Origin of the sequence: Cyanobium sp. LEGE 06143 (assembly GCF_015207535.1) — a bacterium.
Taxonomy (GTDB): Bacteria; Cyanobacteriota; Cyanobacteriia; order PCC-6307; family Cyanobiaceae; genus NIES-981.
In genome coordinates, this window is the sequence record NZ_JADEWP010000056.1 from 1 (window position 1) to 12,927 (window position 12,927).

The 12,927-nt window shown below is 68.8% G+C and carries 13 protein-coding genes and 2 pseudogenes; 6 read left to right on the top strand and 9 right to left on the bottom strand.

Annotated elements, in window-relative coordinates:
- Positions 1 to 78 precede the first annotated feature (78 nt).
- Positions 79 to 210, bottom strand: coding sequence for a hypothetical protein (locus tag IQ216_RS14440; RefSeq protein ID WP_255510582.1), 132 nt, complete (start codon positions 208 to 210; stop codon positions 79 to 81).
- Positions 211 to 344: 134 nt separating this feature from the next.
- Here IQ216_RS14440 and IQ216_RS05720 point away from each other — a divergent pair.
- Positions 345 to 2,189: pseudogene (locus IQ216_RS05720) on the top strand (class I tRNA ligase family protein); the annotation flags it as partial.
- Positions 2,190 to 2,200: 11 nt separating this feature from the next.
- Here IQ216_RS05720 and IQ216_RS05725 read toward each other — a convergent pair.
- Together IQ216_RS05725 and IQ216_RS05730 are read right to left on the bottom strand one after the other, a co-directional pair.
- On the bottom strand, positions 2,201 to 2,503 hold the full coding sequence (locus IQ216_RS05725; protein ID WP_193814710.1) for a nuclear transport factor 2 family protein: 303 nt from the start codon (positions 2,501 to 2,503) through the stop codon (positions 2,201 to 2,203).
- 168 nt (positions 2,504 to 2,671) lie between these two features.
- Positions 2,672 to 3,427: an SDR family oxidoreductase gene (locus IQ216_RS05730; protein ID WP_193814711.1), complete on the bottom strand. Its 756-nt coding sequence runs from the start codon at positions 3,425 to 3,427 to the stop codon at positions 2,672 to 2,674.
- Positions 3,428 to 3,520: 93 nt separating this feature from the next.
- Between IQ216_RS05730 and IQ216_RS05735 the strand changes: the two are divergent.
- Positions 3,521 to 4,417, top strand: a pseudogene (locus IQ216_RS05735) (LysR family transcriptional regulator).
- 13 nt (positions 4,418 to 4,430) lie between these two features.
- On the opposite strand, the gene IQ216_RS05740 reads toward IQ216_RS05735, so the two are convergent.
- The 3 genes from IQ216_RS05740 to purH form a co-directional block, all read right to left on the bottom strand.
- Positions 4,431 to 5,186 carry an STAS/SEC14 domain-containing protein gene (locus IQ216_RS05740; protein WP_193814712.1) on the bottom strand — a complete coding sequence of 252 codons (756 nt, stop codon included), beginning with the start codon at positions 5,184 to 5,186 and terminating at the stop codon, positions 4,431 to 4,433.
- Between the two features lie 171 nt (positions 5,187 to 5,357).
- The gene (locus IQ216_RS05745) at positions 5,358 to 5,846 is read right to left on the bottom strand and encodes a DUF1643 domain-containing protein (RefSeq protein WP_193814713.1); all 489 of its coding nucleotides are present in this window, start codon (positions 5,844 to 5,846) and stop codon (positions 5,358 to 5,360) included.
- A 44-nt stretch (positions 5,847 to 5,890) separates the two neighbouring features.
- Complete coding sequence (gene purH / locus IQ216_RS05750) at positions 5,891 to 7,828, bottom strand: bifunctional phosphoribosylaminoimidazolecarboxamide formyltransferase/IMP cyclohydrolase (protein WP_193814714.1); 1,938 nt, start codon at positions 7,826 to 7,828, stop codon at positions 5,891 to 5,893.
- Positions 7,829 to 7,914: 86 nt separating this feature from the next.
- Here purH and IQ216_RS05755 point away from each other — a divergent pair, with 86 nt between their 5' ends.
- Positions 7,915 to 8,571: an alpha/beta hydrolase gene (locus IQ216_RS05755; protein ID WP_370566625.1), complete on the top strand. Its 657-nt coding sequence runs from the start codon at positions 7,915 to 7,917 to the stop codon at positions 8,569 to 8,571.
- A 23-nt stretch (positions 8,572 to 8,594) separates the two neighbouring features.
- On the opposite strand, the gene IQ216_RS05760 is transcribed toward IQ216_RS05755, so the two are convergent.
- Positions 8,595 to 8,966, bottom strand: coding sequence for a DUF3155 domain-containing protein (locus IQ216_RS05760; RefSeq protein ID WP_186697401.1), 372 nt, complete (start codon positions 8,964 to 8,966; stop codon positions 8,595 to 8,597).
- Positions 8,967 to 9,432: 466 nt separating this feature from the next.
- On the opposite strand from IQ216_RS05760, the gene IQ216_RS05765 reads away from it, so the two are divergent.
- Positions 9,433 to 10,560: a sensor histidine kinase KdpD gene (locus IQ216_RS05765; protein ID WP_193814715.1), complete on the top strand. Its 1,128-nt coding sequence runs from the start codon at positions 9,433 to 9,435 to the stop codon at positions 10,558 to 10,560.
- Here the strand turns inward: IQ216_RS05765 and IQ216_RS05770 are convergent.
- Positions 10,526 to 11,503 (bottom strand): adenosylcobinamide-GDP ribazoletransferase, encoded by a 978-nt coding sequence (locus tag IQ216_RS05770; protein ID WP_193814716.1) that lies wholly within the window; start codon positions 11,501 to 11,503, stop codon positions 10,526 to 10,528. The two genes, IQ216_RS05765 and IQ216_RS05770, sit on opposite strands and share 35 nt — an antisense overlap.
- Between IQ216_RS05770 and tgt the strand changes: the two genes are divergently transcribed.
- Together tgt and IQ216_RS05780 are read left to right on the top strand one after the other, a co-directional pair.
- Positions 11,484 to 12,524, top strand: a complete 1,041-nt coding sequence (gene tgt, locus IQ216_RS05775; RefSeq protein WP_370566626.1) for a tRNA guanosine(34) transglycosylase Tgt — start codon at positions 11,484 to 11,486, stop codon at positions 12,522 to 12,524. The two genes, IQ216_RS05770 and tgt, sit on opposite strands and share 20 nt — an antisense overlap.
- A gap of 63 nt (positions 12,525 to 12,587) precedes the next feature.
- Complete coding sequence (locus tag IQ216_RS05780; RefSeq protein ID WP_186700813.1) at positions 12,588 to 12,731, top strand: photosystem II reaction center protein K; 144 nt, start codon at positions 12,588 to 12,590, stop codon at positions 12,729 to 12,731.
- A 3-nt stretch (positions 12,732 to 12,734) separates the two neighbouring features.
- Here IQ216_RS05780 and IQ216_RS05785 read toward each other — a convergent pair.
- The coding region (locus tag IQ216_RS05785) for a WecB/TagA/CpsF family glycosyltransferase (RefSeq protein WP_193814717.1) at positions 12,735 to 12,927 on the bottom strand (193 nt) is incomplete at its 5' end.

The window sequence follows — 12,927 nt, forward strand, 5'->3', positions numbered from 1 at the left end:
CACCCAGAGCGAGCGCTGCAACGCCGCCATGAACTCCGGACGGGTCAGGAGGGCCTCGTACCAGCGAAGCGAGAAGCGCTAGGGCGGGAAGGTGACGAGATTGCCCGCCGTGAACGACATCAGCGCCACGACGATGTTGGGCAGCATCAGGAAGACGAGGTCGAAGACGACGACCGCCACGAGCAGGATGGTGAAGGGCGAGCGTTTCATGGGAGGACGATGCGGGGAGGATGATCCTCCCCGCGCCCCACCAAAATTTCGAGGGGGCGCGGGGGAAATCATTTCCCCCGCATCTTTCACTTCCTGCCTTCCGCTAAATCCCGAACCGATCCCGGAGCTTGTACCAGGCGGTGGTGGCGGCGATGGAGGCCGAGGGCTTCCTGGTGAAGGTGGAGCCCCACCGCCACAGCGTTCCCTTTTCCGATCGCGGCAAGGTGCCGGTGGAGCCGCTGCTCTCCACCCAGTGGTTTGCCCGGGCCGAGCCCCTGGCGGCCCGCTGCCGCGAGGCCCTCGATGGCGGCGCCCCCCGCTTCGTGCCACAGCGCTGGGAGAAGGTGTACCGCGACTGGCTCACCGACATCCGCGACTGGTGCATCAGCCGCCAGCTCTGGTGGGGCCACCGCATCCCCGCCTGGTTCGTGGTGAGTGAAACCGGCGGCGTGATCACCGAGGCCACGCCCTATGTGGTGGCCCGCGATGACGCCGAAGCGCGCCGCCAAGCCGAGCACCAGTTCGGTGCGGCGTCCCGCGCCGCCGGGCGCCCACTGCAGCTGGAGCAGGACCCCGACGTGCTCGACACCTGGTTTTCCAGCGGCCTCTGGCCCTTCTCCACCCTGGGCTGGCCCGATGAGAACGCCGCCGATCTGGCCGCCTGGTATCCCACCAGCGTGCTGGTGACCGGCTTCGACATCATCTTCTTCTGGGTGGCGCGGATGACGATGCTGGCCGGCGCCTTCACCGGCCGCATGCCCTTCGCCGACGTGATGATCCACGGCCTGGTGCGCGATGAGAACAACCGCAAGATGAGCAAATCAGCGGGCAACGGCATCGACCCGCTGCCACTGATCGAGCGCAACGGCGCCGATGCCCTGCGCTTCGCCCTGGTGCGCGAGGTGGCCGGCGCCGGCCAGGACATCCGCCTCGACTACGACCGCGCCAGTGGCAGCTCAGCCACGGTGGAGGCGGCCCGCAACTTCGCCAACAAGCTCTGGAACGCCACCCGCTTCGCCCTGCTCAACCTGGGCGGTGAAACCCCGGCCAGCCTCGGCGAGCCCGATCCGGCCGCGTTAACCCTCGCCGACCGCTGGATCCTCTCCCGCCTGGCCCGGGTGAACTGCGAAACCGCCGAGCGCTATGGCAGCTACGGCCTGGGTGAGGCGGCCAAGGGGCTCTACGAGTTCGCCTGGAATGAAGTGTGCGACTGGACGATCGAGCTGCTCAAACGCCGCCTCAATCCCCGCCCCGCCGTTGAAGGGGAGCCCCTCAGCGCTGAAGCCCTGGCCGATCAGCGGGTCGCCCGCCAGGTGCTGGCCAAGGTGCTGGCGGAACTGCTGGTGCTGCTCCACCCCCTGATGCCGCACCTGAGCGAAGAGCTCTGGCACGGGGTCACCGGCGAGGCGGACGGCACCTTCCTGGCCTTGCAGCTCTGGCCCGACGTGAACGAAGCCGCACTGGATGATGCCCTCGAAGCCCAGTTTGCCGAGCTGATCGAGGCGATCCGGGTGGTGCGCAACCTGCGCGCCCTGGCGGGGCTCAAGCCGTCCCAGAGTGCGCCGGTGGTGTTCCTCACCGGCCGGCCGGAGCTGGCGGCGGTGCTGCGCCAGGCCACCGGCGACATCACCGCCCTCACCCGCGCCGCCTCGGTGGAGGTGCGCGATCCGGGCGCCGCGGCAGGCGATGCAGCTGAAGCCCAGGCGGCGGGGCCCCAGCGCTGCCTGGCGGCGGTGAGCGGGGAACTCCAGGTGCTGCTGCCGATCGAGGGCCTGGTGGACCTGGCCGCCCTGCGCGGCCGCCTGGAAAAGGACATCGCCAAGGCCGAGAAGGAGATCAAGGGCCTGGCCGGTCGCCTCGCCAACCCCAACTTCGCCGGCAAGGCGCCGCCTGAGGTGGTGGCCGAGTGCCGCGCCAACCTGGCCGAGGCCGAAGCCCAGGCCGCGCTGGCGCGGGGACGGCTGGAGGGCTTGGGCTGAAGCGGGCTGGATCAGTATCGCATGCGCCAGCTGACGATGCGCCCGTCTTCGACGCGGAACAGGAAGTCTGCCCGGCTCGTATAACCCCTGCTGTTGTACTGGCCGGTCACCACCACGTCGTTACCCGTCACCACCACCTGCGGGTCGTTCACGCGTCCGCCCCGCTCGATGATGTCACTGTCGAGCCAGCGGAAAAAATCCTCGCCTGATTTGGCAGGGCCGCTGCCGTAGGCCTGGGAGGCGTTGGCGGCGAACAGGGCACTGATCCGTGCGGGATCGTTGCTGGCCATCGCTTCCAGCAACTGACGCACCACCGCCCCTGGATCCGACGGGAGCGCCTGGGCCAGTGGAGCCCCGGGGGCAGCACCAGGCCGGCCGCAGGTGGTTGGGCGCGGCCACATTGGGGGATGGCGGCGAAGACGAGCATGCCGGCCAGGGTTGCCGGCCAGACGCTGCAGAACTGCTGACGCATGGGATGAACCTCAACGGGTGGTGTAGCCGCCGTTGGCGAAGATGGTCTGGCCGGTGATCCACCAGCCCTCGGTGGCCAGGAAGCGCACGATCGGGGCAATGTCTTCGATCTGGGTGAGTTGATTCCCCATCGCCTGGGACTTGTGGAATCCCACCCGCTCGGGTGTTTCCTGACCATAGAAGAAGGGTGTGTCCATGAGGCCGGGGGCCACCGCCGTGACCGAGATGCCGCGGGCGGCAAATTCCTTGGCCGCGGCTCGGGTGAAGTGCTCCACCGGCGATTTACTGCCCGCGTAGGTGGCGTACCCGTCGGTGAAGGCCGCCAGCAGCGAGGTCACGATCGTGATGATCTTGCCGTTGTCGTTGAGCTGGCGTCCTGCTTCCTTGATGAAGAAGTAAGCGGCCTTGGCGTTGATGTCGAACATCGTGTCGTAGTCCGCCTCGGTGGTGTCCACGATCGGTTTGCGCAGCACCATGCCCGCGGTGTTCACCGCCACATCCACACCGCCAAAGCGATCCCTGGCCTGCTCGAACATCCGTTGAACCGTCGCTGCTGCTGTGAGATCGGCCTGGATGGCGAAGGCCTCACGGCCCAGATCCTGCACGGCCTGCACGGTGGCTTCGGCCTGCTGTTGAGCGGCCTGGCTGTGGTAATGCACCACAATGTTGGCGCCATGGCTGGCGAAGTCGCGGCTGAGTAAGCCTCCTAAGTTCTTGGCGCCACCGGCGATCAGCACGACGGCGTTCTTGAGATCACAACTGGACATGGCGATTCCGCTGACGACGCCAACCTAGTTAGTTGACAGAAATGGGGGTAGTGGGGAGAATGTTATTTACAAATTGCGCTGAGTGCAAGAAGCATGCACAGCCTGCAGCAGCTCTTTCTTCAGATCGTCGAGGCGGGCAGCTTCAAGCAGGCGGCCGAACAGCTGCATCTGGAGCCCTCCTCGCTCAGCCGCAAGATGGTGGCCCTCGAGAAACGCCTCAAGGTGAAACTGCTGCACCGCTCCACGCGCCACACCCGGCCCACCAACCTCGGGCAGCGCTACTACGAAGGCCTGCGCCAACTGCTGGATGAAGAGATTGCCCTGGAGGAGGAACTCACCAGCGGTGTTGAGCTGCTCAGGGGCACGCTCAGGGTGAGCGCGCCGGTGGATTTCGGTGCTGAATTCGTGGTTCCCGTCGTCCAGGAGATGCTGCAACGGGCGCCGGAGCTCTCTGTGGAGCTGCTGTTCAGCAGCCACTTCGCCAATCTGGTGGAAGACAACATCGATGTGGCCGTCCGCATTGGATCGATGCCGACCTAAAGTCTTATTGCCAGGCCGATCGGCGAGGTTCCCCGCGTTCTTGTGGCCAGCGACAGCTACCTGAAACGCCATGGCGCCCCTGAGGATCCCGACGACCTCAGCGACCACAACTTCATCCTCTATTCCCCCGTTCAGGCCAGAAGCGACGTTGTGTTTGCCGATGGCCGCAGGTTTTCCCACACCCGGATGCGCAGCAACATCACCGTGAACAGCGTCAACGCCATCCGTCAGTTGGTGCAGGATGGAGTGGGCGCTCACCTCGGGCCCGCCTGGGTGTTCCGCGAAGCCCTGGGCCAGGGCGAGGTTCGCCGCCTGCTGCCCGCCCACCCCCTGCAGAGCTTCCCGGTGCAGGCCGTGCACGTCGAGCGGGCCTACAGGCCAAGAAAGACCGAGGAGTTCATTCAGCAGTTGGCGGCCTATCTGCACGGCCATCTCTGCGCAGAGTCCTGAGCAACCAAGCTGATCAAGACTTCAGCCAGGCCCAGGCGTCTGCTTCCTGCTCGGCGCTGAAGTGGCGCATGCTGATCGGCAGCATGGAGCCCATCATCTGCGTCAACGTGCCCAGCCAGCCGGGTCCCCCGACGATGGCGTAGCGGCGCACGTGGCCGATGGCCGTGAACTTGGCGGAGAGCAGAGAGGTGTTGGTGAGCAAGGTGGGCACGATGCCGTGGAACCTCTTGATGCGCGCCAGCAGGTCGATCTGCTCGTGTTGGGCGAACATCTTGTTCAACACCGGCATCACGGTGTCGATGTCGTCTTCGCTGATGGTGCCATCCAATTCGTAGGCGATGAGGCTGGGGCTGCCCGTCTCGATCAGCGTCAGGGCTGGTTTCGGCGCGGGCGCGATTGCAGGCCGTTCGGCCGCGAAGGCGACAGCGGCGTCCATCGCTTCGGGGGCGAACATCCTGATGTCCACCATCGGCATCAACGCGTGCACCAGAGACATCAGGGCCTGCATGAACTGCTTGGTCGAGATGATGGCCATGCGCGGCACCCGCTCCATCTTGTCGAGCTGGCTGAACTCGAAGCGGGCATCCGCGGCCATGGCATCGGCTGTCATGTCCGACCACTGCGCCATGTCCACGATCAGATTGACGCGATCCTGGCTGGCGAAGGCCGCTTCAAAGGCTTTCTCCATGGTCTGAATATCGGCTTTCTCAATCAGCCCCTCAAGGCGCACACTCAGGACATGGGCCTGACTGCTGTCGATGCTGATCATGGGAGTTCTCCTGACGTCTTGACTTGGCCATGCTGAAGTTGCCGCTCTCAAGATCGCTGGCGAACCTGCGAAAGCATCTGGTAATTCTTGGAGGTAACTTTTGCTTGGCAAACCTAGTTTAGAGGTGTCGGTTGGAGGAAGCGTCCAGCGGCCTCGCATCGATCGATTCCTTCATGCTTCTGGGGGCATACCGGCTGGCGACCACGGCTGCGGCTCCAGTCCCCTGGGCAGAAACAGCGGGTGCATGGGATGGCCATCCCGGCTGAGGCGCAGGCAGTGCAGGCCTGTCAGCTTCGCCGCCACTGCGGCAGCGCGCCCCTTGTACTGGCCGCCTACGCCCCAGGCGGCCAGCTTCAGGTCTGCCGCCTGGGCCATCGCTCGCAGCTGCCGGTCATTGTCCGGTCCCACGGGATCGGCCGCAGCCTTGATGGCGGCCGGTTGGGTGGCCCGCAAGGCGAACAGGTTGGTGAGGCAGAGAGCCCCGAAGCCCCAGTCGCGGGCGAAGCTCAGGCAACGCCGCAGGGTGGGATCGTCGCGCACGGCATCGGCGCTGCTGGGGTTGAGGCCGATCACCATCAGCACGCCGCCGCTGGCCTCCCAGCGGCGCCAGAGGGTGTAGCGGTAACGGCCACAGGGGCTGAGAAGGGCGCTCCTCTCCATGGCGCCATCCTCTTGGCTCCGCTGCCGCGGCAGCCACTCGATGCTCAGGGCTCCGGGGGGGGCTCGCGGCGGTCCACCAGCGCCTGCAGCGCTGCTTCCAGGGCCGGTGGCAGTTGCAGCCGCAGCCCCTCCCCACCCAGGTGCAGGTCCCGCTGCGGGAAGGGCACGGTGATCCCCTGGGCCCGCAGGATCGCCTCGATGCGGAAGTTGAGGTCGCTCACGATCTCGTACTGGCGGCGGGGCTCCCGGGTCCACACCAGCAGGGTGAAGTTGAGGGAGCTATCCCCGAAGCTGCTGAAGAACACCTGGGGTGCCGGCGTCATCAGCACGGCCCGGTTGCCCTGGCAGGCGGTGATCAGGGCGTCGCGCACCGCCGAGGTGTCGGAGCCGTAGGCCACCCCCACCGGCACCTGCAGCCGCGACACCGGACTGCCGTGGCTCCAGTTCACCACCCGCGATTCGAGGAATTCCGAATTGGGCACGATGATCGTCACCCCGTCCAGGGTGGTCACCTTGGTGCTGCGCAGGCCGAGGCTGTCGACGCTGCCCTGCAGGTCGCCGATCTCCACGAAGTCGCCCACCTGGATCGGTCGCTCGAAAATGATGATCAGGCCGCTGAGGAAGTTCTTGGTGATCCCCTGCAGGCCGAGGCCCACCCCCASSCTCTGGCCGTCCCGGGCCACCACGATGGCGTTGGAGCGCACGTGGCGCACCAGCTTCCAGGCGAAGCGCAGGTCGGCGAGCTCCTGGGGCGTGGGCTGGCGCTGGCTCACCACCTGCCAGCTGCTCTGCTCGGCCGGCAGATCGTCGAGCTCCTGGGCCAGCACCCCGCCCAGCACCGTGCGCAGCTGCTGGCGTGGGGCCCGCTCGATCGCNTCGGGGGCCAGCTGCAGCAGGCGCAGGTTGGCCTTTGCGCTCAGCTGCTCCAGGGCCTCAGGCTCGAACGCCGGGGCCACCACGCACTCCAGAAAGAGGCTGGTGAGATGGGCGGCAGCGTCGCCATCCACCGGCGTGTTAAGGGCCACGATGCCCCCGAAGGCCGACACGCGATCGGCCTCCAGGGCGCGGTGCAGAGCATCGGCGCAGCCACTGCCGGTGGCCACACCGCAGGGGTTGGTGTGCTTGACCACCACCGCCGCGGGCTGGGCAGCCAGGCCATAGCCGAACTCCCGCACCGTGGCCAGGGCGGCATCGAGATCAATCAGGTTGTTGTAGCTGAGCTCCTTGCCCTGCAGTTGCCGCGCCGCGCCCCAGCCGGCGGTGGCGGCGCTGTACCAGGTGGCCGGCTGGTGGGGGTTTTCGCCGTAGCGCAGCGCCTGGCGAGCCGGCAGCGCCAGCTGCAGGGGCTCAGCTGTGGCTTCCGGCTCTGGCTGAGCCGCTGGTGGGGCCTCCGGCTCAGCGGCCAGGCGCTCGGCCAGCCAGCGGCTGATCGCCGCGTCATAGGCGGCCGTGTGGGCGAAGGCCTCCAGGGCCAGGCGGCGGCGCAGATCATGACTGAGGGGGCCGGCGGCCAGGGCCTCGAGAAAGGCGGCGTACTGCTGGGGGCTGGTCAGCACCGCCACATCGGCATGGTTCTTGGCCGCAGCCCGCACCATGGCCGGCCCTCCGATGTCGATGGTCTCGATGGCGGTGTCGAACGGCACGGCCGGGTCGGCCACCGTTTCGCGGAAGGGGTAGAGGTTCACCACCACCACGTCGATCGGATCGATGGCCTGGGCGTCCAGATCCGCCTGGTGGGAGGGGTCCTGGCGCCGCGCCAGGATGCCGCCATGGATGCGGGGATGGAGGGTCTTGACCCGGCCCCCCAGGATTTCCGGAGCGCCGGTGTGCTCGGCCACGCGGGTCACCGCCAGGCCCGCGGTCTGCAGCGCCGCCGCGGTGCCACCGCTGGAGATCAACCGGTAGCCCGCCGCGATCAGGCCCTGGGCCAGGGGAACCAGACCGTCCTTGTTGGACACGCTCAGGAGAGCCGTGGGGGCCATGGCGGCAGCTGGGGAGGGGCAGGAGGCCAACCTACGCAGCGGGCCGTGGCCCAGACTCCTGGCGCCAGCCCCGTCCCGCCACCGTCGTGCCCGCACCCCAACAGCCACCGGCCGAGGCGCTGCTGCGTCGGGGACCCAGCAGCGCCGATCGGCGGCTGGTGCTGCTGCACGGCTGGGGCGCCGACGCCGACGATCTGCTCGATCTGGCCGACCTGCTGGTGGACTCAGACACCAGCGTGGTGGCCCTGCGGGCCCCTGGCCTGCACCCAAGCGGCATGGGCCGCCAGTGGTACGACCTGCAGCAGAGCGGCTGGCCGGAACTGCCTGGGGCCCTGGAGAACCTGCGCCAGCGGCTGGAGGACCTGGGTCAGGAGGTGCCGCTGGGGCGCACGGTGCTGCTGGGCTTTTCCCAGGGTGCCGCCATGGCCCTGGATGTGAGTTGCGGCGGTGCTGGCCTGGCCGTGGCGGGGGTGGTGGCATGCAGCGGTTACCCCCACCCCGACTGGCAACCCGGCGGCGGAGACCGGCCGGGAGGCGCAGGCGGACATGGCTTCCCGGTGCTGCTCACCCACGGCCAACAGGATCAGGTGGTCCCCTACGCCGCCAGCGTGGAGCTGGCCAGGTTGCTGAGCGCGGGCGGCCATGGCGTGGAACTGCTGGGCTTCCCGGGCGGCCACACGATCGACATGGCCCTGATTCCCTCCATCCGCAGCGCCATCACGGACGCCTGGATGGAGGCCTGAGCTGACTCAGAAGCAGGTGTGGATCAGACGAAGGCGTATTCGTACTCTTCCATCTCCTCCCAGTCGTCGGAGGCGAGGGCCTCGATGCCCTCGAACAGCACCTCTTCACCGATGCTGTCCACGATGGAGCGCAGCGATGGGAACAGGAAGTGGTTCTCCTCGGCGTACTGGGCGCTGAACAGGCCCTTCTCACCCCAGAAGAAGCGGTCGGTGGTGTGCTCGTTGCGGCGCACGTTGAGCAGGGCCGGCGGCACCAGAGCCTGTTCGGCAATGTAACGGCGGGCAGCCGTCACGGGCTTGTGGGAGCCGGTCTCCAGGTTGAACGTGGAGACATGGGCCAGGACGCGCTGACCGGCAAGACGACGGCGGCTGATCCGCTTGCGCTTCTTCGACATGGAGGCAGCTCCCGCGGCGGGGAGAGAGAGGGGACTGGAGAGGCCGGGCGGGGAGGACCCGATGGCCATGGACCGGCGGCGGGGAACCGAGGGAAGGGAACCGGCGCATGGAGGCCGGAAGGGGTGAACCCGGAAGCCCTGGGGCTGGCGGACTGAATGGACGCTGGGCAGCATCCAAAGGGTGGCGCAACCGACCGTGGCCGCAGAACTGGCAGAGCAGCGTCGGCAGATTCCGCAAAGCCCTTAAGGCGCGGAACCCAGCAGGAGGGACGGACCGTTGGACGGACTGCCCTGCCACTGCTGTAGCTTCGTTTGAGCAAAAGCGCAACTGAAGCGGACCAGACGCTGCTCCAGGCCCAGGACGGCTCAGGGAGTAGTGGTCGATACCGAGATATTAAGCTTCTTTTCTCGGTTTGCTTCACGTTCCGCCAAATTTGTTTCTGAATTGCTGCCCGGGGCCGAGGTGATGGCTGTCTCCAAGCGCTTTCTCAGCCTGCTGCAGTTCCAGCTCGCCCAGTTCGCCGACCGGCCCGACGTGACCTCGCTGGTGGTGTACGTGGCAGCTGTGGAGGAGGGCAAGAGCCCCCAGCTCCTGCCGGTGGGCCAGTGGCCGATGGCGAATCGCACACTTGCGGCGGTGGCCCTCGACAATCCGCTGACCGCCGTGGCCGATCTGCGCCGCTGGCTGCCGCTGCGTCACGGCGGTGTGCTACTGGGTGCCCTGCAGGTCGACACCGCGGCGCTGCCCTGGCCCGAGCCGCTGCGCCAGCGCCTGCAGGCCGTGGCCCTCTGCCTCACCGAGGGGCTCTGCCTCGACCTGGAGCAACAGCGCCTCCAACAGCAGCTGCTCGCCCAGCACGAGCAACTCACCGTGCTGCTGCATCAACTGCGCAATCCCCTCGCCGCCCTGCGCACCTTCGGTCAGCTGCTGCTGCGGCGGCTGGACGGGGATGAGCGCAACCGCCCTCTGGTGGAGGGATTGCTGCAGGAGGAGCGGCAGCTGCAGCGCTACGTGGACGCCATCGATCGCCTCGGCGGTGGCAACCTCGAGCCGGCCCAGGAGCCTGGACCGGGGCCGCTGCTGCTGCCGCCCAGCCTCGGCGGGTCCGCCAGCCAGCCCCTGGCGGACCTGTTGGAGCGCCTGGTGCAGCGGGCCTGCGCCACCGCGGCCCTGCAGGGGCGCCCCTGGCAGGGGCCCCAGGCCCTGCCCCAGTGGCAGGGCGACAGCGGGGCGGTGGCTGAAATCGTGGCCAACCTGCTCGAGAACGCCTTTCGCTACAGCCCCTCCGGCTCGGCGGTGGGGCTGCAGTGTCGGCCAACGCCAGCAGGGGGCTGGCAGCTGGTGGTGTGGGACGGGGGGCCACCGATCCCTGCACCGGAGCGCCAGCGGATTTTTCGCAGGGGGGAGCGGGGCACAGCGGGCGCCGCCCAGCCCGGCAGCGGCCTCGGCCTGGCGCTGGCCGCCGATCTGGCCCGCCACCTCGGCGGCGAGCTGGTGCTGTGCAACGCCCCGGCAGACCTTGACCCTGCCCTGCCGGCGCACGGCAATGCCTTCTGCCTCAGCCTGCCAGCGCCCGCAGCACCAGCCCCATGAGCAGCAGGGCCAGGGCCTCGCTCCACTCCACGCAGGCGCCGTAACTGTCGCCGCTGTGGCCGCCGAGGCGGCGCCCCAGCCAGAACGGCACCAGCACGGCGGGCACCAGCCCCAGCAGCGGCAGCCAGCCGAAGCTCCCCGCTGCCGGGGCCCGGGGCGGATCCAGCACCAGCACCAGGCCAGCCACCAGTGCCGCGGCCAGCAGGGCCGGCAGCAGCTCCCGGCGCAGGCCTCGCCAGTGGCGGCGGTGGAACCCGGCGCTGCCGCCGGCGGCGGGATCCTGGCGCAGGTAGGGGAAGCGGGCCATCGCCAGCAGCGGCGACAGCCGCCCCCAGAAGCCCGTCCACAGCAGGGCCATGGGGGCCGCGCCCGCCAGGCACACCAGGCCGGCCCCCCGCAGCAGAGCCAGCAGCAGGGCCGCCTGCACGGCGGCGGCGCCCACGCGGCTGTCAGCCATGGCCTCCAGGGCCCGGGGGCCGGCCGCCAGACCGTCGGCGGTGTCGAGGGCGCCGTCGTGGTGGAGCCCACCGCTGAGCCCCAGGGCGAGGGCGATCACCAGGAGCACCTGCGCCCCCAGCGGCAGCCAGCCGGCGGTGCCCAGCCAGACCAGGGCCTGCAGACCGCCCAGCACCAGGCCGATGAGCGGCGCGAAGCGGGCGATGCGCTCGAAGCGCGGGCGGATCCAGGGCCAGCCCGGCAGCACGGTGTAGAAGATCCAGGCGCCGGCCAGGTCCCGCAGCCAGTCGGGCGCGGAGCGGGAAGTGTGGCGGGGTTCCCTGGACACAGGCAGACGACCTCTAGCGTCGGAGCATCGCCGGCGCGGCCCCATCAGCTTCACACCGCCACCCTTTAACTTCACGGCCACAGCCCGCTGTCCCCGCACCCGGGCCCGCTGTGGCTGCTTCCAGACCCCCCACGGTCCGGTGACCACGCCCCGCTTCATGCCGGTGGGCACCCTGGCCACGGTGAAGGGGGTCATGCCCCCCCAGCTGGCCGCCACCGGGGCGGAGATGGTGCTGGCCAACACCTACCACCTGCACCTGCAGCCCGGTGAGGCGATCGTGGCCGAAGCAGGCGGCCTGCACCGGTTCATGGGCTGGTCCGGCCCCCTGCTCACCGACTCCGGCGGCTACCAGGTGTTCAGCCTCGCCGGCATCAACCGCATCGACGACGACGGCGTGACCTTCCGCTCGCCCCGGGACGGCAACCGCATCGTGCTCACGCCGGAGCGGGCGATGGCGATCCAGATGGCCCTCGGCGCCGACGTGGCAATGGCCTTCGACCAGTGCCCCCCCTACCCGGCCAGCGAGGCCGAGGTGGAGGCCGCCTGCCGCCGCACCCACACCTGGCTGGAGCGCTGCCTGGCCAGCCATCAGCAGCCCGGCCAGGCCCTGTTCGGCATCGTGCAGGGCGGCTGCTACCCGCGGCTGCGGGCCGAGTCAGCCCGGGTGGTGGCCTCGATGAACCTGCCCGGCATCGCCGTGGGTGGGGTGAGCGTGGGTGAACCGGTGGAGGAGATGCATCGGATCGTGCGCCAGGTGGGCCCGCTCCTGCCCGAGCACACGCCCCACTACCTGATGGGGGTGGGCAGCCTGCGGGAAATGGCCGTGGCCGTGGCCCATGGCTTCGATCTGTTCGACTGCGTGCTGCCCACCCGGCTGGGCCGGCACGGCACGGCGCTGGTGGGTGGCGAACGCTGGAATCTGCGCAATGCCCGCTTCCGCCACGACCACACCCCCCTCGACAGCGGCTGCCCCTGCCCCGCATGCCGCAGCCACACCCGGGCCTACCTGCACCACCTGATCCGCGCTGGCGAGATGCTGGCCCGCATCCTGCTCAGCCTCCACAACATCACCCAGCTGCAGCGGTTCAGCAACGCCATGGCCCAGGCGATCCGCGAGGGCTGTTTTGCAGAGGATTTCGCTCCCTGGGAACCGCACTCTGAGGCCGCCCACACGTGGTAGCGTCCGCCTCTCGCTGATGGATCTGCAGGGATGGTCGTCTCCGCGCTGCTGGCTCACGCTTCAATGCACCACCTTTCGGGCTCCAGCCTGGCCCAGCTGCCTGAGGCCTACCAGGCCTTCGGTCCCCTGGTGGACATCCTGCCGATCATCCCCTTCTTCTTTCTGCTGCTCGCCTTCGTGTGGCAGGCCTCCGTGGGCTTCCGCTGATCCTCAGCCCTGACGCAGCACCTTCCACACGAAGTGGGGCAGGGCGAGCATGCGACGCCAGCGGCTCGGCTCCTGAATCAGCCGGTAGAGCCACTCCAGGTGCAGCCTGCCCATCCAGCGGGGTGCCCGGGTCTTGACTCCGGCCCACACGTCAAAGCTGCCGCCCACCCCCATCCACAGGCCCGTGCGCTGCCCC

Coding starts and splice junctions, on each gene's coding strand:
- IQ216_RS05745 (WP_193814713.1), bottom strand. CDS start 5,846: ATGGAGAGGAGCGCCCTTCTCAGCCCCTGTGGCCGTTACCGCTACACC.
- IQ216_RS05730 (WP_193814711.1), bottom strand. CDS start 3,427: ATGTCCAGTTGTGATCTCAAGAACGCCGTCGTGCTGATCGCCGGTGGC.
- IQ216_RS05760 (WP_186697401.1), bottom strand. CDS start 8,966: ATGTCGAAGAAGCGCAAGCGGATCAGCCGCCGTCGTCTTGCCGGTCAG.
- IQ216_RS05765 (WP_193814715.1), top strand. CDS start 9,433: ATGGCTGTCTCCAAGCGCTTTCTCAGCCTGCTGCAGTTCCAGCTCGCC.
- IQ216_RS05780 (WP_186700813.1), top strand. CDS start 12,588: ATGCACCACCTTTCGGGCTCCAGCCTGGCCCAGCTGCCTGAGGCCTAC.
- IQ216_RS05770 (WP_193814716.1), bottom strand. CDS start 11,503: ATGAAGCGGGGCGTGGTCACCGGACCGTGGGGGGTCTGGAAGCAGCCA.
- IQ216_RS05740 (WP_193814712.1), bottom strand. CDS start 5,186: ATGATCAGCATCGACAGCAGTCAGGCCCATGTCCTGAGTGTGCGCCTT.
- IQ216_RS14440 (WP_255510582.1), bottom strand. CDS start 210: ATGAAACGCTCGCCCTTCACCATCCTGCTCGTGGCGGTCGTCGTCTTC.